The following is a 23,565-nucleotide window of genomic DNA, read 5'->3' as shown; positions in this document are numbered from 1 at the left end:
CCGGCTTCCATCCGGCGGCCTCCTGGTTCGGGGGTGGGGATTCCCCCACCCTGCCGTCCGGCCCAGGCCGCGGGCCCTGCTTCGACGCCGGCCCGCGCGCTCGGGCCGGGATCGGCGGGTCGCATCGTGAGACTCACAGAGACGTCAGTTGTCGACCACCTGCGCCGGCGCGGAGTGGCCGGATCGGCCGACGACGTGCGCGCCCGCGTGTTGGCGGGCGGCGTGAGCGGTACGACGTTCCTGGTCACCGTGGGGGAGGAGAGGTACGTCGTCAAGCAGCCCCTGCCGTACCTCAAGGTCGCCGACGAATGGCCGGCCCGCCTCGAACGCGCGACGGTCGAGGCCGAGGCGCTCGCCGTCCTCAACCACCTCACACCGGATTTCCTCCCGCGGCTGGTCGACTACGACCCCGAGGCGTTCGTCCTCACCATGGTGGCGGCACCGGACGCGTGGAACGAGTGGCGTGCCGTCCTGCTGCGCGCCACGGTGGACGTGGCTGCCGGCGAGGCACTGGGACGGGTGCTTGCCACCTGGCACGCGAAGACGGCGGGCGACGCGGAGTTGCTGTCCGGGTGGGGCGACCTCGAGATGTTCGTGGAGCTGCGCGGGGATCCCTACCACCGCACGCTGGCGGCCCGGCGTCCCGACCTCGCCGAACCCGTGCTCGCCTGCCTCGACGAGTTGCTGACCCGCCAGGTGTGCCTGGTCCACGGAGACTTCTCGCCGAAGAATGTGCTCGTGTCCGGCGCCGGTGCTGCCGGTGGGTTGTGGGTGCTGGACTTCGAGGTCGCGCACCTGGGGAACCCGGTGTTCGATGTGGCGTTCCTGCTCCATCACCTGGTGATGAAGGCCGTCCACGTGGTCGGGGCCGGTCCGCGGCTGCAGGCGTGCGGGGCGGCGTTCCTCTCCGCGTACGCCACGGCTGGTGGGCTGGTGACCGACCCGGGTCTGGTCGTACGCCACACCGGGGCGCTGCTGCTGGCACGGGTCCACGGGAAGTCTCCGGCGGCGTACCTCACCCGGACCCAGGCGGAGCGGGTTTCGGTGCTTGGAGCGGCGGCGGTTCGGGGCGACTACGCCGGGCCGGGCGACCTCTGGGCCGCGGCGACGGCCTGACCCACCATGCAAGCTCCTCCAACCGGCGGAAGACGCGGGGGAGGATCTGGGTCTTGAATGTCCTCCATGGACAGCATGCGGCGGACCATCGACTGGGACGGCGACGCGATCGTGATCGTCGACCAGTGCGCGTTGCCCGACACGCTCCAGACCCTTCGCCTGCACATCCTCGACGAGTTGATCGGGGCGATCCAGCGGCTGGCCGTGCGGGGCGCGCCGGCGCTTGGAGCGGCGGGCGCCCTCGGGGTCGCGCTGGCTGCCCGGGCCCACCCGGACGACCCCGACACCGTGCGTGCCGAGGCGGAGCGGCTCGCTGCCGCGCGACCTACCGCCGTCAACCTGGGTTGGGGTGTACGCCAGGCGCTGGCCAGCCTCCCCGACGGTCCAGACGCCGTCCTCGCGTCCGCGCAAGCTCTCCTTGACGACGACGAACGCGTCAACCGGCAGGCGTCCGCCCGGGCGGGCGAGCTGATCCTCGATCTTTGTGAACGCCGGCCGCTGCGGTTCCTGACCCACTGCAACACCGGCCGCCTGGCCACCGTCGCGTGGGGTACGGCGCTCGGGGCAGTCAAACATCTCGCGCTCGCGGGACACGTCGAGTCCGTGCTCGTGGACGAGACTAGGCCGCTGTTGCAGGGGGCGCGGTTGACCGCGTTCGAGTTGGCGGAGGCGGGCATTCCCTACCGCCTGTGCCCAGACTCGGCGGCGGCGACCGCACTCGCCCGGGGCCTGGTCGACTGCGTGGTCGTCGGCGCGGACCGCATCGCCCGCAATGGCGACGTCGCCAACAAGGTGGGCACCTTTCCGCTGGCACTCGCTGCCCACCACGCTCGGGTGCCGTTCGTGGTCGTGGCACCGGAGTCCACCCTCGATCCGGACGTGCCGGCCGGCGACGCGATCGTCGTCGAGGAGCGCGCCGCCGATGAGGTGACCCACCTCGCGGGACGCGCGATCGCACCGGACGGCGCGGCCGCGTACAACCCGGCGTTCGACATCACACCGGCCGAGTTCGTGACGGCGATCGTCACCGAGGAACACGTCTTCGCTCAGGGCGTTTGGCGGGCGTCGTAGGCCGCGCCGGAGATCTTTGGTCCTAAGAGGCCGGGCGGGTCAGGACGCCTCGGGCGCGGCGAGCCAGGCGCGGGCTTCCGAGGACCAGGCGAGGCCTACGGCACCTCCGTCGATGACGGGATCGGCGAACGCGGCCACCTCGTGGAGTACATCTACGAGCGCTTCGGGCAGCTCGTCCTCTCGCGCAACGCGGGTGCGCCATGCCGTCCACTTACTCTGCGTATTTTCGGGCATCTCCGCCAGTCGCGCCCGAAGCGGCACGAGCGTGACGTCACGATGGTCCGCGACGACGTTGATGGCCTTGGAAAGGGCGTCGGCCTCGACCTGGTGCAGCCGAATGATCGAGCGGACATCCGCAAAGTCTCGCCAACGAGTGTTCGTCGCGCCGCGATCGATGGCCGTCACGATCTTCTCGGCGAGCACCATGATCAGCGGGTATCCGAGGATTGTCAGCGGCTTCAACCCGATGTCAACGATGCGCGGCACCTCGATTGGTTCAGGTGCCGGCCAGATCGGGTCGCCGAAGTTCACATCGATACCGACATGGAGACGCGACGTTCCCAGCTGGCCGATCAGCTTGACGCGTACCCCCGGGTACTCACCGTCGTCGCGGATTGTCGACGCACTGATGCAGTCAGGATCGAAGACGGCGCCGTCGTCGATGTGGAGCTGGGCAATGTGGCGGAAGCGCTCCTCGACTTCGGCGACGTCGTTTGTCAGGCGCGTAGCGTGTAGGTCTGCGTCACGGGTTGGGCGGCGCAGTGAGAATGCCGCCAGGAGCACTCCGCCCTTCAGCGCGAAGTCCTCACGGTAGGCAGAGATCGAGATGCGTGACAGCAAGGCCTCGAGCACATAGAGCGTCTGGAGGTCTTGCACGCTCTGCCCGGCGCGGCGGGCGAGGTTCTTCAGCGCGATCGTCGCATCTCCCGCAGGCGTGCCCCGCCGTGGATTCGGGCTCACAGGAGTACCTCCAGTGCGTTCTGCAGCGCGGGGCGCGCTGCGGGAAAGCTCGCTGCCAGGTTCATGAGCGCACCCGGGCTGCTCCCACGCCTGCGCACCCACCGCTTCAGTGCCTCGATGGCCAGATCGCTGCCCCAGGCGTGGCGCAAGCGGAAGACGTCGATAATCGTCCGCTCCGCGGTGTACAGGCCGATCTGCACGCCGCCAGGGAGCGAGCGTTCCTCTCGCCCGATGCTGAACGTCTCCCGATCGAAGAAGTGCCACTCGACCGACTCCCACCTGACAGCGAGCTTGTGCGCGCCACGGGGCAGTGCGATGTGGCTGGCAGTTGGGATCTCGTCAGTGAGGTCATGGATGCTCAGCGCACTGAGCAGGCACAGCGTCGCATCCGGACGCCGAAGCGCGATCGACGCCTGTGCGGCGGTCGTGTCATCGATCGCGTCCGCCCGGGCGTACACACCGGGCGCGATCTTCTCGTAGACCCCGTCAGCTACCAGCGCAGCGAGGCGTCGCCGCGACACGACGGATCGGTCGTCACCGCGCAGCACGTCAGGAAGATCGCCGGACACGGTAGCCTCCCCCTTGCGGGACGAAATCCGCTACACCCAAACCCTACCTGTAGCGGTTTTCGTACGCGAGCACCGCTCTCTGGGAGGAGGTCGGCCACCAGCACGACACCCCGAGAGGCCCGAGGCCGTCGGCGAAAGGTCCAGCTTTGGGGAGACGGTCAGAGGCTTTATGCGGAGCTGATCTCTCGTGATTCACGGCAACCCCGGCGGCCGAGGTCGCCAGCCAAAATGATGAAGGATTTTCGTCGCTATGTGACCAAAATCCTTCACAATCGTCGAATGCCCAGCCCCATACCCCCGCATCGACAGGTCACGGCCTGGTGAAGGGAGCGGGAGCCGGCTTGGTGGAGGTGTCTCGGTGAGGAAGTCGACGTACCTGCGCCATGGCCGTGGCGTCCCGGGGGGTCTCACATCCGCCGCACTTCAGCAAGACCGTGGAAGCTCCAGGGGGTTATAGCACCCCGGAATTTCCACGATCCTGAGATGGCCCGCCCCAGATCTAAGTTGTCATAGGTTTCTCGGCTAAGAGACCGAGAAACCTATGACAACTCGGCGAGCCTCGACCAACGCCTCACCCTCCGGATCCTGAGACGCCGCAGCATGAGGTCGTTCAGTGCGCCCGGGCCAGAGCCCCCATCGGATCCCAGGCAGGCAACACGATCGGCTCCGCGTCGAGCGCGCTCCGCAACTCCTCGGGCAGGAGGTCGCGCCGCACCGCGATCTCGAAGACGTACTCGTCGAACCACGAGTCGTTCATGGTGTAGAAGCCCTGGTCGGCGTCCTTGTCGCCCCAGCTGTTCTCCACCCGCCACCGGCGCGGCTGCCCGTCCATCACGTCGACGCCGGTGAAGAGCATCGCGTGCGTCATCGCGGTGTCGTGGTAGGTCAGGCGATCGGCCTTGTCGAGGTCGAACGGCACGCCGTAGATCGGCTCGAGGTCATACAGTTTCGCGTCCCAGATACCGATGTCGCGGCGCATCATCTTGCCGACGTCGCAGCCGAACCACACCGCCTCGCCCGCCACGATCGTTTCCATGGCAAGCCGCTTCATCAGGGGAACATCCACATTGAGGTAGACAACGGGCGCGCCGCCCACGACGTTGCCCAGCCGGTCAACGGTGAACGTCCGCCCCGCCAGGCTACTTGGCCGGGGATCGTGCACCAGGCAGACGTAGTCGTCGAGTGGAATCGTGACGTATTTCTCCGCGAACTCCAGCGGGGTGAGTTCGCCGTCGCGGTGAAACTCCCGATCTTTGTCGGTCCACTGCCATACGAACGTCTCTGGTGGCGTCCCGAGGTGGATGCAGAGAATTCTGTACGCGATCTCCAGGATCTCCTGCTTGCGTTGACGTTGTGCCTCGGTCCCCGCGGACGCGAGCGCACGCAGGTCGCGGGCGCCCTGGCGAAGGGCCCGGCGCAATACATCGTTCATCCGCCCAGTAGAGGACGAACTCTGCGTTTCCGGCATGGCCGCCTTGGGCACCAGCCCGTGCTTCTTGACCAGTGCGGCGAACATGTTCCACTGGCCGCCGTCGTTCGCGACTCCTTCGAGGAGGAAGGCGACGGTACGGTCGTCGCCGTCCCGGTCGGCGGTGTCGATGATGGCTTCGAGGAAGTAGTTGGCGCGTTCGAACTTGTCCCAGAACATCAGGTGGTTCTGGGAGAACTCGAATGCCTTGAGGTTCATCGCCTTCATCGCGCCCACGCGGAGCAGGTTGAGGCCCGCGAACAACCAACACCGTCCGCTGTTCTTCTGGTTGGTGGCCTTCCAGTCGTCCAGAAGATGTGAGACGGAGTGGTCGGTGCGGACGACGATCTCCCGATCAAGGGCGAGATCGTCGATCGAGGTCTGCGTGACGGCGTTCTGGACAAGGCGATGGACCGGGTTTTCGGTGAACCCTTTACGCAGAAGGTCGAGATCTGAGGAAGTGATCTCAGAATTCATGTGGGTGGAACCCCCCTGGGGTGAGAAGGTGCCGGCTGCGCTGCCGCTCTCGGAAACCAGTGATCAGGACTCTAACCTCGCGTTCCGCCGAAGGGCAGGTGGTCGACGGAGCGTGAACAACCGCACCAAAGGCGAATGCGAGGATGGACGGCGTGACACCAGAGACCGGCAAGTCGGACAGGACGGGCGATACGGATACGACGGGCGTCACCGGATCGCAGGGCAAGACCGGCCCTGGTGAGGCTCCCACCAGCGCACGCGAACCCGACTACCGCTTCACTCTGGCCAACGAACGCACCTTCCTCGCCTACCTGCGTACCGCCCTTGCCCTCGGAGCGGCGGGCGTGGCGGCCATGCAGTTCCTCACCGCCGTTCACCATGAGTGGGTACGCCGCCTGATCGGCGTCGTTCTCGCCGTCGCCGGCATCGCGGCGTCAGCGGGCGCGTACGCACGGTGGCGGGCAAACGTCAAAGCGATGCGCCGGGAGGCGCCGCTCCCGCCGACCCTGATGCCGCTCGGCCTGGCGGCGGCGGTGCTGGTGGTGTCGCTCGTCGCGGTCTACCTCGTGGTGTTCGGGTAGGACCAGATGGCTGGCTGGCCGGGTCGGAAACGCGGCACCTCGGCAGGACGGGGCGACCAGGGCGAACGTATGCACGACGAAGCGGCGCAACTCGAGCGCACGGCCCTGGCCTGGAGTCGTACCGCCCTCGCCCTCGCCGTCAACGGCGCCTTGCTCGTTCGGTCCGCGGAGGCGTCGGGAGAGTGGGCCGCGGTGGCCGGAATTGGCCTCCTTGCGGTCACGCTTCCTGTTTGGATAGTTACCAGTCGTGCATACCAGAGGCTTAAGGGAGGGCCCGCCGCCGCGTTGCTCGCACGTGGAGGGTTCACTGTCGGTGCCGCCGCGCTGGCCGTGGTGGTCGGGGTACTCGACCTGGCGGCGGTGGTCACCCACCGCTGAGCAGGGTTGGCGTGACCTGCGTCGTTCGGCACGAGAGTGGGATCCGGCCCCCACGGGCTTCGCCTGTCGGGTCCACCCCACCACGTGCCAGCGGAGCTGTTGACCCCCTAGCATTGCTCTGGCCTGTTCACCGACAGGAAGATTTCGACAGGAGTTCGCCGTGCGCTTCCGAATCACCCCGGTAGACACGACGTTCTACGATCTGTTCGCCAAGTCCGCAAGCATCCTTGTGGACGGCGCACGGTTGCTCGCGGAGTTGCTGGCAGACGACAACGACCGGGTCGAGACGGCCCGGTTGATGAAGGACGCCGAGCACCGCGCCGACGAGGCGACCCACGAGATCATTCGTCGCGTCAACAGCACCTTCGTCACACCATTCGACCGCGAGGACATCTACCGCCTCGCCGCCGGCCTCGATGACGTCATGGACTACATGGAGGCCGCAGTCGACTCCATCAGCCTCTATGGCCTCGAACAGCTGCCGGAAGGCGTCGAGGAGCAGGTCGAAGTGCTCCAGCGGGCGGCGGAGCTGACCGCCGACGCCATGCCGCGCCTTCGCACGATGCGCGACCTCGAGGAGTACTGGATCGAGATCAACCGACTCGAGAACCTCGGCGACCAGATCCATCGGCAGATGGTCGCCAAGCTCTTCAGCGGCGCCTACGACACGCTGACCGTCGTCAAGCTCAAAGACGTGATCGAGCAGCTCGAACTCGCCGTCGACGCGTTCGAGAAGGTCGCCAACATCGTCGAGCAGATCGCGGTCAAGGAGTCGTGAGTACGCCGGTCACCGCGGGCTCCGGCTCAGCAGCGTAGGGGACTAGATGGAGCTCGCACTCGTAGGCGCGGTCGTCGTGATCGCCCTGGTCTTCGACTACACCAACGGCTTCCACGACGCGGCGAACGCCATCGCCACCTCGGTGTCGACCCGCGCACTCACGCCGCGCACCGCGCTCCTTCTCGCCGCCGTGATGAACCTCGCCGGTGCCCTCATCTCCGAGGGTGTCGCGAGCACGATCGGGAGCGGCATCATCACGCCGACCGAGGACGCGCACGGCATGACCGTCGTACTCTCGGGTCTGATCGGCGCGATCAGCTGGAACCTGATCACCTGGTGGCTGGGTCTGCCGTCGTCGTCCTCGCATGCCCTCATCGGTGGCCTCATCGGCGCCGGTCTGGCCGCGTCGGTCTCGGTGCACTGGTCGACGATCCTCGAGAAGGTCGTCGTTCCGATGATCCTCTCGCCGTTGCTCGGGTTCTGTCTGGCGTATCTCGTGATGGTCGCGCTGCTCTGGATCTTCCGGAAGGTGAGCCCCAGCAAGGCCAACCGTGGCTTCCGGGCCGGCCAGTCCGTCTCGGCCGCCGCGATGGCGTTCGGTCACGGTCTGCAGGACGCCCAGAAGACCATGGGTGTCATCGTGCTCGCGCTGGTCACCGCCGGCCTCCACACCGGGTCGGACGTACCCCTGTGGGTCAAGCTCGCGGCGGCGGGTGCGATCGCGCTCGGCACCTACTCCGGTGGCTGGCGGATCATGCGGACACTCGGCCGCCGGGTCATCAAGCTCGACCCCGCGCGCGGCGTCGCGGCGGAGATCACCGCGTCCGGTGTGCTCTACGTGATGGCGATCGGCCTGCACGCGCCGGTGTCGACGACCCACACCATCAGCTCGGCGATCATGGGCGTCGGCGCGACCCAACGGCTGTCGGCGGTGCGGTGGGGCGTCGCGGGCAACATCCTGACCGCCTGGCTCCTCACCATCCCGATGGCGGCCATGGTGGCCGCGGGCGTCTACACCGGAGCCCGGCTCTTCCTTCCGTAGGCCTGGCCGTCCCGTTGACCCCGCGGCGTTTGGCGGCGGGGTACGGCAGCTCTCGTGCTGGCGCTCTTGCCTTGCGGGGAGACGACTTGCCGCGCGGGGTCCCGGCTGTCTCACATCGCGTACACCCAACCGGCCCGGATCTTTGAGATGAGCGGCGGCGATCACCCGGCGAACGAGCTGCCCGCGCTACGGCGAAGCTCGATCGGATACCCCGAGTCGGGCCCCGCTCCAGCGCGGGTCAGCGATCAGCCGAAGCGGCCGGTGATGTAGGCCTCGGTTGCCTTCTCCGAGGGGTTGGAGAAGATCCTCTGGGTGCTGTCCATCTCGATCAGCTTCCCGGGCTTGCCCTGACCCGCGAGGTTGAAGAACGCGGTGTTGTCGGAGACCCGGGCCGCCTGCTGCATGTTGTGGGTGACGATGACGATCGTGTACTTCTCCTTGAGCTGCGCCACCAGATCCTCGATCGCGAGGGTCGAGATCGGGTCGAGCGCGGAGCACGGCTCGTCCATCAAAAGCACCTGCGGCTCCACGGCGATCGCGCGGGCGATGCAGAGGCGCTGCTGCTGACCACCCGACAGCGAGCCGCCGGGCCGGTTGAGGCGGTCCTGGACTTCCTTCCAGAGGTTCGCGCCCTTGAGTGAGCGTTCGACCGCGGCGTCCAGGGTGGCCTTGTTGCGTACGCCGTTCAGCTTGAGCCCCGAGGCCACGTTGTCGTAGATCGACATGGTCGGGAACGGGTTGGGCCGCTGGAAGACCATGCCGACCACCCGGCGCACCGCCACCGGGTCGACGTCCGGTCCGTAGAGATCCTGGTCGTCAAGCAGGACCTTGCCCTCGACCCGGGCGCCCGGCACGACCTCGTGCATGCGGTTGAGAGTCCGCAGCATCGTGGACTTGCCGCAGCCGGAGGGTCCGATGAACGCCGTGACGCTGCGCGGCTCCACGGTCATGTTGACGCCTTCGACCGCCTTGAACGCCCCGTAGTAGATGTCGAGGTCGGAGACGTCGATGCGTTTGGCCATGAGGCTGATTCCCCCTGCTTCCTTGCCTTATCGATCCCGCACCGCGCTGAACCGGGCGATGGCCCGGGCCACGATGTTGAGGAGGAGTACCAGCAGCACGAGCGTGAGGGCGGCCGCCCAGGTGCGATCCACGGCCGGCTGCAGAGACTCCGTACGGTCCTGGTTGATCATGGTCGGCAGGGCCGCCATGTTGCCGCTGAACGGGTTGAAGTTGATGCTCTTGGTGTAGGGCCCCAGGATGAGCAGGGGCGCCGTCTCGCCCATGATCCGGGCCAGGCCCAGCATGACACCGGTGACGATGCCGCTGAACGCGGTCGGGATCACGATCTTCAGGATGGTCTTCCACCGCGGCACGCCGAGTGCGTACGACGCTTCGCGAAGCTCGTTCGGGACGAGCCGCAGGACCTCCTCGGTGACCCGGAGGACCGCCGGCACCATGAGCAGGACCAGCGAGAGCGAGACCGCGAACGCGACCCGCTCGAACCCGAAGATCGTCACCCACAGCGCGTAGACGAACAACGCGGCGACGATGGACGGGATACCGGTCATGATGTCGACCATGAAGCTCACGGCCCGGGCGAGCCGCCCCTTGCGGCCGTACTCCACCAGGTAGACCGCGCCCAGGACGCCGATCGGCACCGAGATCGCGGCGCACGCCAGGGCGGTGATGAGGGAACCGACGAGCGCGTGGTAGGCGCCACCACCGTCAGTGCGGGAGGTGATGCCGCGCTGGGACTGTTGCCACCAGTTGATGTCGAGTAGCAGGTGGAGGCCCTTGGACGCCACCGTCCAGAGGATCCAGGCGAGCGGGATGAGGGCGATCGCGAAGCAGGCGGACACCAGCACGGCGGCGAGGATGTTCTTGGCGCCGCGCGCCTTCGACCGCCCACCCGTCAGGTCGGCGTCGAAGGAGGTGCCCGGCGTCGCCAGGCTACTCTCGCTCATGCCCGTCCTCGCTTCGCTCCGGGCGCGCATGAGGCACATTTGGCGCTGCGTTGAATTGTTCGCTCGCTGCGCTCGCTCATGCCCGTCCTCGCTTCGCTCCGGGCGCGCATGAGGCATTTACGGCGCTGCGTTTGATGGTTCGCTCGCTGCGCTCGCTCACGCGTGCTTCCTTTCGCTGTGCTGGAGGATGAGGCGGGCGATCGCGTTCACGACGAAGGTGAGGACGAACAACACCAGGCCGGCCGCGATGTAGGCACCCGTCTTGGTGGGCGAGTCGAACTCCGCGGCGTTGTTGGCGATCTTGCTGGCGAAGGTCTCGCCCCCAGCGAACAGACTCGGGTTGAACGGCGAATCAGGGCTCGGCTTCGACAGGATGATCATGATCGCGATCGTTTCGCCGAGCGCCCGGCCGAGGCCCAGCATCGCGGCGCTCACCATTCCGGACCGGCCGTACGGCAGGACCGTGAGGCGGATCATCTCCCACTTCGTGGCGCCCAGCGCCAGGGCGGCCTCCTTGTGCTCCCTCGGAGCCTGCGCGAAGACCTCCCGGGTGAACGCCGTGACGATCGGCAGGATCATGATCGCGAGGACCACCCCGGCGACGAAGACCGTGCCGTTGTCGGCGATCCCCGGCCGGAGCAGGGGGAAGCCACCGAGGTTTCCGGAGAGGAAGGACGACAGCGGGGCCAGCTTGGGAGCGAGCTCCTTGATGCCCCAGATGCCGAAGATGATCGAGGGTACGGCGGCCAGCAGGTCGACGACGTACGTCACCGGCCCCGCCACCCGGCGGGGCGCGTAGTGCGTCAGGAACAACGCGACGCCGACGGCGACCGGAACCGCGAGAAGCAGCGCGAACCCCGACACCAGGACCGTGGTCCACAGCAGGTCGACGATCCCGAACCGCGGCGGCTGGATGCCCGGCATCCACTCGCGGGAGAAGAGGAAGCTTGCCTGGTTGGCCCTTAGGGCGGGTACGGCGAGCCAGAGGAGAAACCCGCCGACGAAGACGACGAGGGCGATGACAGCAATGCCCGACCCTTTGGCGAGGCCGCCAAAGAGCCGGTCACCACCCCGGCCCGTCGGCCCCAGGTCGAGACCTTGGGGCCGACGGTCAAGGAGCTGTTGACGTTCGTTGGTCACAGCCATCGGCGGATGTTAGCTGATCGCCTTGATCGCGGCGTCGACCTTGGTGCGAACCTCCTCAGGCAGCGGCGCGTAGCCGATCTGCTCGAGCGAGGACTGGCTCTCAGAGCTCGCGAAGCTGGTGAGGAAGCTCTTCACGAGTTCGGTCTTGGCCGGGTCGAGACCCTTGGAGCAGACGATCTCGTAGGTGACGAGGATGATCGGGTAGGCGCCCGGTTCCTTGGTGGTGTAGTCGAGCTTGAGGCGCAGGTCGTTGCCCGTGCCGTCCGCCTTCGCCGCGGCGACCGCCTTGCCGGCGGACTCACCGGTCAGCTCGACGGGCGTACCCGAGCCGGTGTCGATCTTCGCGATGGCGAGGTTGTTGTCACGGGCGTACGACCACTCGACGTAGGTGATCGAGTTGGCGGTCGCCTTCACACCCTCGGCGACACCGGCGGACTTCTCCTTGCCGGAGCCGGTGCCGGTCCAGGTCTTGGCGGGCTCCTTCTTCCACGCGCCACCGGAGGCGGCCTGGAGGTACTTCGTGAAGTTCTCCGTCGTACCCGACTCGTCAGACCGGTAGAAGACCGCGATCTTGCTGCTCGGGAGCTTCACGCCCGGGTTGAGCTTGGCGATCTCGGGGGCGTTCCAAGTCTTGATCGTGCCGTTGAAGATGTTGGCGGCGACCTGGGCGTTCAGGACCAGCCCGTCCACGCCGGCGACGTTGTAGGAGACGGCGATCGGGCCCACCACCATGGGGATGTCCCACGCGGGGTTGTTGGCGCAGCGGGTCTTGGCCGCGTCGGCCTCGATCACGCCGTCCTTGGGCTCGGTCTTGAGCGCCGAGTCGGAGCCGGCGAAGTCGACCTGTCCCGCGTTGAACTGCTTGATCCCCGCACCCGAACCAGTCGGGTTGTAGTTGATGGTGACGTCGGGGCACTGCTCCTGGTAGGCGGTGATCGCCTCTTCGATCGCGTTCTTCTGCGCCGAGGAGCCTTCCGCGTTGAGGGTGCCGGACGGGCAGGCCGCACCACTCTTCGTGGGCTCCGCCGAGGACGTTCCCTTGTCGGGGCCACCTGGAGTGGGATCGCTCCCACAGCTGGCGAGCATCAGCGCACCGCCCAGAGCGGCCACCGCGATCGCAGCGAACCGGTTGTGGTTCACGTTCTTGTCCTTGCCCTTCGGGTCCATGGATGTGAGGTCACTTCGGAAGGTAAGCAGGACAAGTGACGCGGCGTACGGGCTCGCATGAACGAAGGGTGAACGTCATTCGGCGAAACTAGAAAGGGCGCGCAACGCCGTGGCGGACGTCACGTTAACAGGGGCGTTCTGTCACGATTCGTGGTGCGGTCACCGCAGTATGTCATCACAGAGAGCGACATGTCCGGCGCGTAGACACCCGGATCGGAGCGGGACGCCACCGGTCCGCCGGAATGATCACGTATACGTGGCGAGTACCCGCCTCACATGGCATCGGCACCATGCAAGGCATGCAATGACCACGTATACGTGATCATTCCGAGCAACCTAGGGCGTGTCGCCCGACCCCGCCTCGCCGCTTGGCTGCCGTTCCACCGCGACGGGCACTCGGTCGCTCAGGTGGAGGACGACCAACTCACCCGGCCGGAGGGTCACCGGCGTGACGCTCAACGCCTCGAAGATGGCCGGAAGCGTCGGGCGGTGCGTACACAACACGGTCGCCTCCGCCGAATCCAGCAGGTGCCTGGTGTGCTCGCGGACCACCACCGGATCGGCCTCCTCCTCGAAGGCTGGTTCGGTCTCGATGTCGAGACCCTGGGAGGCGGCGTAGGGCCGGACGGTGTCGACGCCGCGCCGCGCTGGCGACGAGACCACCCGGCGGATGGCGTACGCCGCGAGCGTGTCGCCCAGGCGTTCGGACTGGAGGACGCCGGCGTCGTCGAGCGGCCGGGCGGCGTCCGGCTCCTGCCAGTCAGTCCGCGCGACCGCGCTGGCGTGCCGGAGCAGGATGAACGCCCTCGTGGATCCGGGCACCAGCCGGGTGAGCAGCGAGCGGTCCCGCGGATGGGTCAGGTAGCGCACCGCCTCGCCCAACCGGAACCACCCGCACTGGTCGACCTCGTGGTTGGGCGTGAAAGCGAACTCGGCGTCGGGGTCCGCCGGGACCGCCGACCAGTACCTCACGACCTTGTCCGCACCACCCGTGAGGGGATACCGCACGGCTGGGAGGGGCGGACACAGACGGATGCGTACCCCCGTCTCCTCCTCCACCTCCCGGACAGCCGCGGCGGGAGCCTGCTCACCCGGCAGGAGCTTGCCCTTGGGGAACGACCAGTCGTCGTACTTCGGCCGGTGGACCAACAGCACCTCGGCCTGGTCGTGCGTGGACGTTCTCCAGACCACCGCGCCCGCGGCCTCGACCACGCGGCGGGGTGCGGTCGACGACGCCGGCTGGGCCATGCGCTCAGGTTCCTTTCGTGAGCCAGCGCCGGAGGTCCGGTCGCCGGACGTCGTGCCAGACCGTCGCGAAGGTGGCGCGGGCCGTGGCGGCGGCGGTCCGCTCCTGTTCGTGCAGCATGCCCAGCCAGTACGCCGTTGTCGCAGGGACGCCCTCCGCGGTGGCCAACCGGGTCAGGGTGGCCGCGGCCACCATGGCGTCCTGGTGTTCACCGAGGACGTCGGTCACCCGGGAGAGCTCCTTCGCGAACCTCTTGGCCGGCTTGCCCAGTGCGGGTGCGCAGGCATCCGCGGTGTAGCGGGCGCGCTTCGCCGTGATCCGGGCCTGATGCCAGGCGGGATCGGACACCCCGGGATCGAGGCCCACAACGGCCTGGTCGAGGCGGCGCCAGGCCCGCCGCGCGAGTGGGGGAAGGGCCTTCCGGCAGGGACGATCAGCGGCCTCGGTCGTCGCGGGATCGCAGGCCGCGGCGAGGAGCCGGTCGAGCAGGGCGCGGTAGCGGTCGCTGTCGAGAACCCCCACCCCGGCGGCGCGGGCTTCGACAAGCTCACCCCCGAGCGTGGCGTCCAGCAGGGCACGCACCCGCGCGGTCGCCCCTTCCTCCTCTTCCTCGGGTAGGTGGTCGGCGCGGGCGAGCAGACGTTCGAGGAGGACCTCGGTGTCCCGGGCGGGCGCGAAGCTTCGGGCCAGCCAGCCCAGCTCAGAGCGCAGCTGGTCAGCCCAGGCGCGTTCGAGCAGCGGCCGGAAGGTGCGGAGACCGCTGCGGAGCCGCCGCGCCGCGACCCTGAACTGGTGTACGGAATCCTCCGCGTCGATCCGCACCCGCGGCTCCTGCCGCCGCAGCGCCTCCACCTGGGTCAGGAGATGAGCCTGGATCGCCAGTCGGGCCGGCGCCTTCGGGCTGAGCGGGGGCGGCGATGGGAGGGCGCTGTGCTTGATGATTCGCTCGCTGCGCTCGCTCATGCGCGTCCTCCGGACCGGGGACTAACGGCGCCGGAGCTTGGTCGCGATGAGGTACTCCTGCAGGTCCCGCAGCGACTCTCCGTCGGGATCGAGATGGTGGCGGGTCCAGGTCGCGGAGGCATCGAGGTGCCAGACCGCCGTACCCTCGTCAAACGCCAGGTCGAGGAGGTTCGTCAGCTCCTCGATGTGGTCCTTCTGCACGATCCTGGCCAGGGCCTCGACCCGGCGGTCGAGGTTGCGGTGCATGAGGTCAGCGGAGCCGGTCCAGAGTTCGGGCTCCCCGCCACCGGCGAACCAGAAGATCCGCGAGTGCTCCAGGAAGCGACCCAGGATGCTGCGGACCCGGATCGTCTCCGAAAGGCCCGGCACCCCAGGCTTGAGCGCGCAGATTCCCCGGATCCACAGGTCGATCGGGACGCCCGCCCGCGACGCGTTGTAGAGCGCGTCGACGACCGCCTCGTCGACCAGCGAGTTGACCTTGAACCTGATCCGCGCCGGCCGCCCGGCGCGATGGTGCTCGACCTCGCGCCTGATGCGTTCGATGAGCCCCGCCCGGACCGAGCGTGGCGCGACCAGGAGTCGGTCGTACTCCGTGGTCCGTGCGTATCCCGACAGCGTGTTGAACAACGCGCTCAGGTCGGCGGCCAGCACCGGGTCGGAGCTCAGCAGGCCCAGGTCTTCGTACAACCGGGCCGTCTTGGGGTTGTAGTTGCCGGTGCCGATGTGGGCGTAGCGACGCAGGCCGTCCGCCTCGTCGCGGACGACGAGGGCGAGCTTGCAGTGGGTCTTCAGGCCGATGATGCCGTACACGACGTGGCAGCCGGACTGCTCCAGTTTGCGCGCCCAGCGGATGTTGGCCTCTTCGTCGAAGCGCGCCTTGATCTCGACGACGACCAGCACCTGCTTGCCGGCCTCGGCGGCGTCGATGAGCGCATCGACGATCGGCGACTCCTCGTTCGTGCGGTAGAGGGTCTGCTTGATCGCGAGCACCTGCGGATCGGCGGCGGCCTGCTCGATGAACCGCTGCACGCTGGTGGAGAACGAGTCGTACGGATGGTGGAGCAGGACCTCGTGCTGCCGGATGGCCGCGAAGACGTCCGGCGGATGGGCGCTCTCCACCTCGGCAAGGTCGCGGTGGGTGGCGGGGACGAAGGCGGGGTACTTCAGGTCGGCCCGGTCGAGGTCGGCGATCGCGGACAGTCCCGACAGGTCCAGTGGTCCGGTGAGCCGGCACACCTCCTCCTCGCTGACCCCGAGTTCGGAGATCAGCAGGTCCAAAACATGCGGGTCGATGGACGCCTCGACCTCCAGGCGTACCGGCGGGCCGAACCGCCGCCGCATCAGCTCACGTTCGATTGCCTGCAGGAGGTTCTCGGCGTCGTCCTCCTCGACCTCGAGATCCTCGTTGCGGGTGACCCGGAACGTGTGGTGCTGGAGGATCTCCATGCCGGGGAACAGCTGGTCGAGGTGGGCGGCGATCACGTCCTCGAGGGGGACGAACCGCTGCTCGTCGACCGGCACGAACCTCGGCAGGATCTGCGGCACCTTCACCCTCGCGAAGTGCTCGCCCGTCGTCTGCGGATTGCGGACGACCACCGCGAGGTTGAGGGAGAGCCCGGAGATGTACGGGAACGGGTGCGCCGGGTCGACCGCGAGCGGGGTGAGGACCGGGAAGACACGGCTGCTAAACAGGTCGTGCATCCGGCCCTGTGCGTCCGGGCTCAGGTCGGCCCACCGCAGGATCTCGATGTTCTCCTTGGCGAGCCTTGGGTGCACCAGGTTGTGGAAGCAGTCGGCGTGCCGGGTCATGAGCTCGCGGGTACGCGCCCAGATCGCCTCGAGCTGCTCACGGGGGAGCATTCCGGACGCCGCCCGGACCGCCACACCGGCCGCCATCCGGCGCTTCAGGCCAGCGACCCGCACCATGAAGAACTCATCAAGGTTGTTGGCGAAGATCGCGAGGAACCGCACGCGTTCGAGCAGCGGGATATTGGGATCCTCGGCGAGTTCGAGGACGCGGGTGTTGAAGCTGAGCCAGGACAGCTCGCGGTCGAGGAACCTGTCGTCGGGAAGGTCCCCCTCTGTCACGTCGTACGGGGGTTCGACGTCGTACTCGGTGATCTCGTCTTGTCCCAGCTGCATGCTCACACAGCCATCGTGACACCGCGACGTTAACGTGCGGTACCACCTGATGGCCCTCTGGACGGGATCGGGCATCTGAACGTCAGACGGATCGCTGGCCGGACCCGGCGGACGTGATCATTGAGGGCGCTGGCCTCCACCGGCAAAGCGTGATTTACGGGACACGCCCGTGGCGACCGGGTCAGGTGGTGCCGGGATGGCGGTACATCACGTCGCTGGCCGCGTGCGCGAACCCCAGCTTCTCGTACAACCTGACCGCGGCACCGTTGTCAGCTTCGACGTACAGCATCACCGCGTCGAGTCCACGGTCACGCAGATATCGCAGGCCCGCTACCGCGAGCGCCTTCGCCAGCCCGCCACCCTGGGCCGACGGGACGACGCCGAGGACGTAGATCTCGCCGACCGGGCCACGGCCGCCTCCGCGTACCTCACCCTCATGCACCTTCGTCCAGTGGAACCCGACCAACTCACCGGCGCGGTCGGCGACGAAGAACCCCGCCGGATCGAACCACCGCGCGGCCAGCCGCTGGTCGAGATCGGCCCTGGTCCAGCGGCCCTGCTCGGGGTGCGACGCGAACGCCGCCGCGTTGGCGGAAAGCCAGGCGTCCTCGTCGCGGCCGGGCTGGAAGGTACGGATCGAGGTGCCCTCGGGCGCCGCGACGTCGGGTAGGGGTGTGGCGTCCGGGCCGGTCAGCGAACGCCGCATCCACCAAAGCTCGCGCACCGGCACGAAGCCGGTCGCCGCGGCGAGTCGGGCGGCCGCCGGATGCGGGCCGTGTGCCCAGACCCGGACCGGATCCGCCCCAGGGTGCGCGCCAGTGCCAGCGGTGGCGCCGGCTTCGAGGAGAAGGCGGTCGACGAGGGCGCGACCCACGCCGTGACCGCGATGGTCGGGATGGACCACCACGTCGCCCGAACCGTCCTCGGCTCCGGAGCCGCTGCCGCTGGCCGGGTCCAGTCGCGCGTACCCCACGATGCCCCCAGCCCCAGCCCCAGCCCCAGCCCCAGCCCCAGCCCCAGCCCCAGCCCCAGCCCCAGCCCCAACCGGCGGCCCGGCCGGCTCGGCCAGCAGATGGCGCGCGGGACCTGGTGAGCGCAGTCGCAGGGTTGCCTGCTCATCCAGCGCGCGTACGCCGTCGATCGTGGCCGCCGCCGCGACGAGGCGCTCGACGGCGGTCCGCTCCTCCGAGGAGAGCTCATCTGTGACCCGGACGGAATCCCGCGCGCTGCTCACACCAGTACCGTACGGGGGGTTTCACCCGAACCCGGTGTGACGGTCGCTCCCGTCCCACCTGCGTCCGGCTACGTGAGACCACGAATCACCTCACTCATCAAGGAGCATGCATGTCGCGGAGGGGATCGTCGAACGGCCGTCAGGCCCGACAGCGACGAACACCGCAGCCATCCGGGCTGCGCAAGGGGCTTGCGATCGTGGCCGCGGCGGCGGCCGGAGCCGGCTTCGTCGGGCTGGGCTCGACATCCGCCGGTGCCTCCACCAGCGCGGACCAAAGGGTCGACTTCACCCTCACGGTCCTCCACACGAACGACGACGAGTCGCAGCTGCTCGGAGTCGACGGTGACACCAACGGCAACGGCACCATCGAGCCTGACGAGGTGAAGGCATACGGCGGCGCGGCGCGCTACGCGGCCCTGTGGGACCGGCTGCGGTTCCAGGCCCTCGTGGGTCGCCCCTCGCCGTCGACGAAGGGGACCGCGGTGACCGACGGGTCCACCTTCTGGGGCGGCAAGCGCGGCGTACTCTCGCTCTCCGGCGGTGACAACTACCTGGCCGGTCCGGAGTTCTCGGCGAGCCTCGAGCGTGGCATTCCCTTCTACGACGCGCTCGCCATCAAGCGGTTGGGTCTGGACGCCTCCGGGATCGGCAACCACGAGTTCGACTTCGGCCCGGACGTCTACGCCGACTTCATCGCGGGCTTCGGCGGCTCCCTGCCGTTCGTCTCCGCCAACCTCGACGTGAGTGGCGAGCCCAAGCTCAAGGCGTACGCCGACAAGAAGATCATCCGCTCGTCGACCGTGGTGTCGGAGACGGGCGAGCAGATCGGCGTCATCGGTCTCACCACTCCCGAACTCCCCACCGTTTCCAGCCCGCGCGGCGTCAAGGTGCTCGACGACCTCGCCGGCATCGCCAACGCTGAGGCGGCCCAGCTCACCAAGAAGGGCATCAACAAGATCATCCTGGTGAGCCACCTGCAGGACATCGACAACGAGTTGGCGCTCGTCCCGCGCCTGCGCAACGTCGACGCGGTCCTGGGCGCCGGTGGCGGTGAGATCCTCGCCGACCCGGGGGTTCCGTTGGTTCCGGGTGACAAGGCCGAGCGCGGTTACCCCCTCTGGGCCACGGACGCCGACGGGCAGAAGGTCCCGGTGGCCACGACGACGGGCAACTACAAGTACGTCGGCCAGCTGGTGCTCCGCTTCGATCGGCGGGGCCGCCTGCTGAGCGCGGACGACGAGCAGAGCAAGCCGGTCCGCGTTTCCGGTGCGGGCGCCGACGCGGTGACCAAGGACTCGTGGACGCGTAAGAACGTCGAGGAGCCGGTCGCGGCGCACGTCGCGTCGCTCGCCGGAGCGGTGGTCGCCCAGAGCGAAGTCAGTCTGGACGGCGTTCGTGGCAACGTGCGTTCCCGCGAGACGAACCTCGGCAACCTCCTCGCGGACGCGCTGCGCTGGGCCGGTGCTCAGAAGGCGGCGGAGTACGGCGTGCCCGCACCGGTCGTCGGGATCCAGAACGGCGGCGGCATCCGCAACGACGCGGTCATCCCGGCGGGCAAGGTGACGGTGCTCGACACCTATGACGTGGCACCGTTCTCCAACTTCGTCGTCGTCGTGCCACAGGTCCCGCGTGAGACGCTGCGCCAACTCCTCGAACGCGGAATCGCTGCGACGCCCTCCGCCGCGGGCGCGTTCACGCAGGTGTCCGGCCTGTCGTTCACGTACGACGTGACCAAGCAGGCGCAGGTCGTCAACGAGACCACCGGCGAGATCATCACGCCGGGCGCCCGGGTACAGAACATCGTCCTCGACGACGGCACGGTGGTGGTCGAGAACGGCCAGGTGGTCGACGGTCCCGCGATCTCGGTGGCGACGAACGACTTCTCGGCCCGGGGCGGAGACGCTTACCCGTTGAAGGGGTTGGACTTCACGCCGGTCGGTACGACGTACCAGAAGGCACTGGAGGACTACCTCACCGAAGGGCTCTCCGGGAAGGTGATCGCCGCGGACTACCCCGAGGGCGGCGAGGGCCGGATCAAGTCGATCAGCTGAGGCTGAGCCGCTGGCGGCTCACGAGACACGCAGAGTAAGAATCTGGGCGGTGAGGGGAAGGATCTCCCTCACCGCCCAGATCTATGTCACAGAATTCTGTCCGAATCCGGTCACTTCTCCGAGGAGTCGGAGGTGAGGAGCCGCGCGTCGTCGGGGACGCGCGGGGTCGTCGTGCCGTGCTCGTCCGCGACCTCCGACACCTCGGCCGGGGTGTGCTGGGCCACGAAGCGGTAGCCGACGTTGCGGACGGTCCCGATCAGCGATTCGTACTCCGGGCCGAGCTTGGCGCGCAGGCGGCGGACATGCACGTCCACGGTGCGGGTGCCACCGAAGTAGTCGTACCCCCACACCTCCTGCAGCAGTTGCTGGCGGGTGAACACCCGGCCCGGGTGCTGCGCCAGGAACTTCAGTAGTTCGAACTCCTTGAACGTGAGGTCGAGAGTCCGACCGCCGAGCCGCGAGGTGTAGGTGTCCTCGTCGATGACCAGGTCGCCGCGCCGGATGACGTGCGGCCGGTCTTCTTCGGCGGACTTCAACGCCAGCCGCCCGATCGCGACCCGAAGGCGCGCGTCGACCTCGGCGGGCCCCGCGGTGTGGACGATCACGTCGTCCATGCCCCAGTCGGCGTTGACGGCGGCGAGCCCGCCCTCGGTGACGACGATAAGGAGTGGAGCGTCGATACCGGTCGTGCGGATTACCCGGGTGAGGCTGCGGGCCTGCACCAGGTCGGAGCGGGCATCTACGAGCACCGCGTCAGCCGGACCCACGTCGAGGAGCGCACTCGCTTCGGCCGGGGCGACCCGGACGTGGTGCGCCAGGAGACCAAGAGCTGGAACGATCTCGGCCGACGGCTGAAGGGCGTTCGTGAGCAATAGGAGTGTGCTCACCGGACGTCTCCCTGGGTCGTTGGGGACCTGGATCCCGATGACGACATTGTCGCCCAGGTCCGCCGGTTGCAGGCAGGATAGCCCACGTGTCCCGCTCTGTAATCGTCACACTCCGCTATTGGGCCGCTGCCAAGGAGGCTGCCGGCCTGGCCGAGGAGCAGCTGTCCGCCGGCACGCTCGCCGACGCCCTGAACGCCGCCCGGGCTCGGCACGCCGAGCGCCCGAGCTTCGCGCAGGTGCTCGGACGGTGTTCGTACCTCATCGACGGTGATCCGGTCGGTGCCCGCGACCACGCCTCGATCCGGCTCGATGAGGGTGCCCGGATCGAGGTGCTTCCGCCCTTTGCCGGGGGCTGAGTCAGGCTTCGTGGCTCCAACGCCAGGTCTGAACGGTGGACTGGGCCTAGAACTCGCGTTCGTTCTCATACCGGGTCAGGGCAAGATCCTCTAAGGTCGGGGCGTGCCGCTTGAACCCCACGGCCCTGCCGACCGTGAGGAGAGTGTGGGGTCTGCTGGGTCGCGCAGGGCGACCGCTGACGAGGAGCTGGTCAGAGCGTTGTACGCCGAGCACGCGGGCGCGTTGTTCGGGTACGTTCTCCGGCTCGTTCGTGGCGACCGTCAACGCGCCGAAGACGTCGTACAGGAGACGTTGTTCCGTGCCTGGCGGCACCCTGAGTCGCTCGATCCCGAACGCGGCTCGCTCCGGACCTGGCTTGCGACGGTCGCCCGGCACATCGTGGTCGACGGCGAACGCGCCCGCCGCTCCCGCCCACCCGAGGTCGGCGAGGACGCGCTCGGCTCGCTCCCCGTCGGCGAGGAGGAGCTCGACCGGGCGATGCTGGCATGGGAGGTCATGGACGTGCTGGCGGAGCTCTCGCCGCACCATCGGCAGGTCCTGGTGGAGGTCTACTACCGCGGCCATTCGGTCGCCGAAGCCGCCGCCAACCTCGGGGTTCCTCCAGGGACCGTCAAAAGTCGGACATATTACGCATTGCGACAGCTCAAGCTCCTCCTGGAGGAACGCGGAGTAACACCGGAGGTGGCGCTATGACCTGCGCGGAGGTTCGCGCGGCGCTGGGCGCCTACGTCCTGAGGGCGCTGGAGGAGTCCGAAGCGGCGGATGTTCGCGATCACCTCGCCGGCTGCGCCGGATGCCGGGCGGCGTACGACGACATCGCCGGCGTACCCGCGCTGCTTTCCGCCCTCAACCCGGACGAGGTCTCGCACGGCCTCCCGAGCCCGAGCGAGACCGGACTCCATCACCTGCTGGCGAGGGTCCGGCAGGAGCGCGCCCGGGAACGCCGCCGGCACTGGCGAAACGCCCTGGTCGCGGCGGCCCTGGTGGCGGTAGCCGTCGGGGGCACGGGCTGGGCCGCCGGCCGCTGGCTCCCTCCGCGCGAGCCGGTCGTGCAGGCCACCCCCGCCCCCACACCCCGGCTGACGGGCGTGCCGGTGCAGTGGTCGGTCGTCGACCCGGCGACGAAGGTGAACGCGACCGTGATCATGAGTCCGCTCGCCTGGGGCACCAAGGTCGACATCGTCGTGCGCGGCGTGAAGCAGGGCGACGTGTGTTCCCTCGTGGTCTACGACCGGTCCGGGCGCAGGTGGGACGGCGGGAGTTGGCGGGTGGCGTACGCCCGGGGTGTGCGCTGGAGCGGCGGTGTGGCGGTGGCCACCGACCAGGTGGCGAGGGTGGAGATCTTCGCGCCCGGAGAGAAACCGCTGGTGCGGCTTGAGGGCTCCTGAGAGGTCCGAGGATTCCTGCTGCGGGCCGCTGAGCTTGCCAGGTTGTCATAGGTATCTCGGCTAAGAGACCGAGATACCTATGACAACTCGGGGTTGGCGCCAGCCTGGTGGTGGGTTCGCCAGGCGTAGGAGTCTGGTGAACCCTCCGGCAGCCTCGTGATGGCCAGGCCATCTCGGATTGTGAAGACTTTGGGGTGCTATGGAGCCTGTCGCGGAACTGGGGGTTGCGGGCTGTCAAGGATGTTGGGCCGGCGTGTTCCGTCGGCTTGTCGGCCGGGAGCTGCGGTCGGAGGACGATTGACGGCGGTGTCTTGGGTTCGCCGATTGGGGTGCGGAAGCATTTCCTGGTTCGGGTTTCGCGGGTTTCTTTCGTCCGATCCTGATTTACTTCGGGTTGATCTTCGGGCATAGTCTGTTTATGGTTTTTGTGGACGTTGACCACAGTGATGGGGAATTGTTTTCGATCTCCTCGGACATGCGGGAATGGCTGCCCGATGACCATGTGGCGTGGGAGATTGTGTCGCTGGTCGGCGAGGCGGACCTGTCGTCTTTCTATGAGGCGTATCGCGCGGACGGT

At 68.1% G+C, this 23,565-nt stretch carries 22 protein-coding genes; 10 read left to right on the top strand and 12 right to left on the bottom strand.

The annotated features are described in order from the left end of the window. The first annotated feature begins 126 nt into the window (after positions 1-126). Together B141_RS42830 and mtnA are read left to right on the top strand one after the other, a co-directional pair. Entirely contained in the window at positions 127-1,116 is a 990-nt protein-coding gene (locus B141_RS42830; protein ID WP_157181290.1) for a phosphotransferase family protein, read from the top strand. 66 nt (positions 1,117-1,182) lie between these two features. Next, positions 1,183-2,187: an S-methyl-5-thioribose-1-phosphate isomerase gene (gene mtnA / locus B141_RS0126225; RefSeq protein ID WP_020578163.1), complete on the top strand. Its 1,005-nt coding sequence runs from the start codon at positions 1,183-1,185 to the stop codon at positions 2,185-2,187. A 39-nt stretch (positions 2,188-2,226) separates the two neighbouring features. Here mtnA and B141_RS0126220 read toward each other — a convergent pair whose 3' ends face one another. From B141_RS0126220 to B141_RS0126210, 3 genes are all read right to left on the bottom strand, one after another. Next, on the bottom strand, positions 2,227-3,147 hold the full coding sequence (locus B141_RS0126220; protein WP_020578162.1) for a nucleotidyl transferase AbiEii/AbiGii toxin family protein: 921 nt from the start codon (positions 3,145-3,147) through the stop codon (positions 2,227-2,229). Beyond that, positions 3,144-3,716, bottom strand: a complete 573-nt coding sequence (locus B141_RS0126215) for a type IV toxin-antitoxin system AbiEi family antitoxin domain-containing protein (RefSeq protein ID WP_020578161.1) — start codon at positions 3,714-3,716, stop codon at positions 3,144-3,146. Before B141_RS0126215 ends, B141_RS0126220 begins: the two co-directional genes overlap by 4 nt. Positions 3,717-4,326: 610 nt before the next feature. Beyond that, complete coding sequence (locus B141_RS0126210) at positions 4,327-5,661, bottom strand: C1 family peptidase (RefSeq protein WP_020578160.1); 1,335 nt, start codon at positions 5,659-5,661, stop codon at positions 4,327-4,329. A 143-nt stretch (positions 5,662-5,804) separates the two neighbouring features. Here B141_RS0126210 and B141_RS42825 point away from each other — a divergent pair, with 143 nt between their 5' ends. The 4 genes from B141_RS42825 to B141_RS0126190 all read left to right on the top strand — a co-directional run bounded on the left by B141_RS42825 (position 5,805) and on the right by B141_RS0126190 (position 8,440). Beyond that, complete coding sequence (locus tag B141_RS42825; RefSeq protein WP_020578159.1) at positions 5,805-6,242, top strand: YidH family protein; 438 nt, start codon at positions 5,805-5,807, stop codon at positions 6,240-6,242. 69 nt (positions 6,243-6,311) lie between these two features. Further along, positions 6,312-6,620 carry a DUF202 domain-containing protein gene (locus B141_RS0126200; RefSeq protein WP_020578158.1) on the top strand — a complete coding sequence of 103 codons (309 nt, stop codon included), beginning with the start codon at positions 6,312-6,314 and terminating at the stop codon, positions 6,618-6,620. A gap of 160 nt (positions 6,621-6,780) precedes the next feature. After that, positions 6,781-7,398 carry a DUF47 domain-containing protein gene (locus B141_RS0126195; protein WP_020578157.1) on the top strand — a complete coding sequence of 206 codons (618 nt, stop codon included), beginning with the start codon at positions 6,781-6,783 and terminating at the stop codon, positions 7,396-7,398. 46 nt (positions 7,399-7,444) lie between these two features. Continuing rightward, positions 7,445-8,440 carry an inorganic phosphate transporter gene (locus B141_RS0126190; protein ID WP_020578156.1) on the top strand — a complete coding sequence of 332 codons (996 nt, stop codon included), beginning with the start codon at positions 7,445-7,447 and terminating at the stop codon, positions 8,438-8,440. Positions 8,441-8,685: 245 nt separating this feature from the next. Here B141_RS0126190 and pstB read toward each other — a convergent pair whose 3' ends face one another. The 8 genes from pstB to mshD all read right to left on the bottom strand — a co-directional run bounded on the left by pstB (position 8,686) and on the right by mshD (position 18,305). Then, complete coding sequence (gene pstB, locus B141_RS0126185; protein ID WP_020578155.1) at positions 8,686-9,462, bottom strand: phosphate ABC transporter ATP-binding protein PstB; 777 nt, start codon at positions 9,460-9,462, stop codon at positions 8,686-8,688. Between the two features lie 27 nt (positions 9,463-9,489). Then, positions 9,490-10,407, bottom strand: coding sequence for a phosphate ABC transporter permease PstA (gene pstA / locus B141_RS0126180; protein ID WP_020578154.1), 918 nt, complete (start codon positions 10,405-10,407; stop codon positions 9,490-9,492). A gap of 156 nt (positions 10,408-10,563) precedes the next feature. After that, positions 10,564-11,553: a phosphate ABC transporter permease subunit PstC gene (pstC, locus tag B141_RS0126175; RefSeq protein WP_020578153.1), complete on the bottom strand. Its 990-nt coding sequence runs from the start codon at positions 11,551-11,553 to the stop codon at positions 10,564-10,566. A gap of 9 nt (positions 11,554-11,562) precedes the next feature. Then, the gene (gene pstS, locus B141_RS0126170) at positions 11,563-12,720 is read right to left on the bottom strand and encodes a phosphate ABC transporter substrate-binding protein PstS (RefSeq protein ID WP_020578152.1); all 1,158 of its coding nucleotides are present in this window, start codon (positions 12,718-12,720) and stop codon (positions 11,563-11,565) included. Between the two features lie 336 nt (positions 12,721-13,056). Next, positions 13,057-13,968: an NUDIX hydrolase gene (locus B141_RS42820; RefSeq protein WP_020578151.1), complete on the bottom strand. Its 912-nt coding sequence runs from the start codon at positions 13,966-13,968 to the stop codon at positions 13,057-13,059. A gap of 4 nt (positions 13,969-13,972) precedes the next feature. Next, positions 13,973-14,929, bottom strand: a complete 957-nt coding sequence (locus B141_RS42815; protein WP_020578150.1) for a CHAD domain-containing protein — start codon at positions 14,927-14,929, stop codon at positions 13,973-13,975. A 21-nt stretch (positions 14,930-14,950) separates the two neighbouring features. Further along, a complete protein-coding gene (locus B141_RS0126155; RefSeq protein ID WP_020578149.1) occupies positions 14,951-17,071 on the bottom strand; it encodes an RNA degradosome polyphosphate kinase in 2,121 nt (706 codons plus the stop codon). Positions 17,072-17,252: 181 nt separating this feature from the next. Continuing rightward, positions 17,253-18,305, bottom strand: a complete 1,053-nt coding sequence (mshD, locus tag B141_RS0126150) for a mycothiol synthase (RefSeq protein ID WP_020578148.1) — start codon at positions 18,303-18,305, stop codon at positions 17,253-17,255. Positions 18,306-18,415: 110 nt separating this feature from the next. Here mshD and B141_RS0126145 point away from each other — a divergent pair, with 110 nt between their 5' ends. Then, positions 18,416-20,356, top strand: a complete 1,941-nt coding sequence (locus B141_RS0126145) for a bifunctional metallophosphatase/5'-nucleotidase (RefSeq protein WP_020578147.1) — start codon at positions 18,416-18,418, stop codon at positions 20,354-20,356. Positions 20,357-20,466: 110 nt separating this feature from the next. Here B141_RS0126145 and B141_RS0126140 read toward each other — a convergent pair whose 3' ends face one another. Next, positions 20,467-21,243, bottom strand: a complete 777-nt coding sequence (locus B141_RS0126140; RefSeq protein ID WP_020578146.1) for a winged helix-turn-helix transcriptional regulator — start codon at positions 21,241-21,243, stop codon at positions 20,467-20,469. 86 nt (positions 21,244-21,329) lie between these two features. Between B141_RS0126140 and B141_RS0126135 the strand changes: the two genes are divergently transcribed. From B141_RS0126135 to B141_RS0126125, 3 genes are all read left to right on the top strand, one after another. Then, the gene (locus tag B141_RS0126135) at positions 21,330-21,599 is read left to right on the top strand and encodes a MoaD/ThiS family protein (protein ID WP_020578145.1); all 270 of its coding nucleotides are present in this window, start codon (positions 21,330-21,332) and stop codon (positions 21,597-21,599) included. Positions 21,600-21,702: 103 nt separating this feature from the next. Next, positions 21,703-22,293, top strand: coding sequence for a sigma-70 family RNA polymerase sigma factor (locus B141_RS0126130; RefSeq protein ID WP_157181289.1), 591 nt, complete (start codon positions 21,703-21,705; stop codon positions 22,291-22,293). Next, positions 22,290-22,988: a zf-HC2 domain-containing protein gene (locus tag B141_RS0126125; RefSeq protein WP_020578143.1), complete on the top strand. Its 699-nt coding sequence runs from the start codon at positions 22,290-22,292 to the stop codon at positions 22,986-22,988. The genes B141_RS0126130 and B141_RS0126125 overlap by 4 nt, the downstream gene beginning before the upstream one ends. The last annotated feature ends 577 nt before the right edge of the window (positions 22,989-23,565 follow it).

Source organism: Actinopolymorpha alba DSM 45243, from assembly GCF_000373925.1.
Lineage (GTDB): Bacteria > Actinomycetota > Actinomycetes > Propionibacteriales > Actinopolymorphaceae > Actinopolymorpha > Actinopolymorpha alba.
The sequence above is the reverse complement of the archived record's forward strand: the minus strand, read 5'-3'. Positions and strand labels throughout refer to the sequence as shown.

What these genes read in the sequence shown, in the direction of transcription:
- B141_RS0126190 (WP_020578156.1), top strand. Translation starts at nt 7,445, where the DNA reads ATGGAGCTCGCACTCGTAGGCGCGGTCGTCGTGATCGCCCTGGTCTTC.
- B141_RS0126125 (WP_020578143.1), top strand. Translation starts at nt 22,290, where the DNA reads ATGACCTGCGCGGAGGTTCGCGCGGCGCTGGGCGCCTACGTCCTGAGG.
- mtnA (WP_020578163.1), top strand. Translation starts at nt 1,183, where the DNA reads ATGGACAGCATGCGGCGGACCATCGACTGGGACGGCGACGCGATCGTG.
- pstC (WP_020578153.1), bottom strand. Translation starts at nt 11,553, where the DNA reads ATGGCTGTGACCAACGAACGTCAACAGCTCCTTGACCGTCGGCCCCAA.
- pstS (WP_020578152.1), bottom strand. Translation starts at nt 12,720, where the DNA reads ATGGACCCGAAGGGCAAGGACAAGAACGTGAACCACAACCGGTTCGCT.
- B141_RS0126145 (WP_020578147.1), top strand. Translation starts at nt 18,416, where the DNA reads ATGTCGCGGAGGGGATCGTCGAACGGCCGTCAGGCCCGACAGCGACGA.
- B141_RS0126155 (WP_020578149.1), bottom strand. Translation starts at nt 17,071, where the DNA reads ATGCAGCTGGGACAAGACGAGATCACCGAGTACGACGTCGAACCCCCG.
- B141_RS42815 (WP_020578150.1), bottom strand. Translation starts at nt 14,929, where the DNA reads ATGAGCGAGCGCAGCGAGCGAATCATCAAGCACAGCGCCCTCCCATCG.
- pstA (WP_020578154.1), bottom strand. Translation starts at nt 10,407, where the DNA reads ATGAGCGAGAGTAGCCTGGCGACGCCGGGCACCTCCTTCGACGCCGAC.
- B141_RS0126200 (WP_020578158.1), top strand. Translation starts at nt 6,312, where the DNA reads ATGCACGACGAAGCGGCGCAACTCGAGCGCACGGCCCTGGCCTGGAGT.
- B141_RS42825 (WP_020578159.1), top strand. Translation starts at nt 5,805, where the DNA reads ATGGACGGCGTGACACCAGAGACCGGCAAGTCGGACAGGACGGGCGAT.
- B141_RS42820 (WP_020578151.1), bottom strand. Translation starts at nt 13,968, where the DNA reads ATGGCCCAGCCGGCGTCGTCGACCGCACCCCGCCGCGTGGTCGAGGCC.
- B141_RS0126210 (WP_020578160.1), bottom strand. Translation starts at nt 5,661, where the DNA reads ATGAATTCTGAGATCACTTCCTCAGATCTCGACCTTCTGCGTAAAGGG.
- pstB (WP_020578155.1), bottom strand. Translation starts at nt 9,462, where the DNA reads ATGGCCAAACGCATCGACGTCTCCGACCTCGACATCTACTACGGGGCG.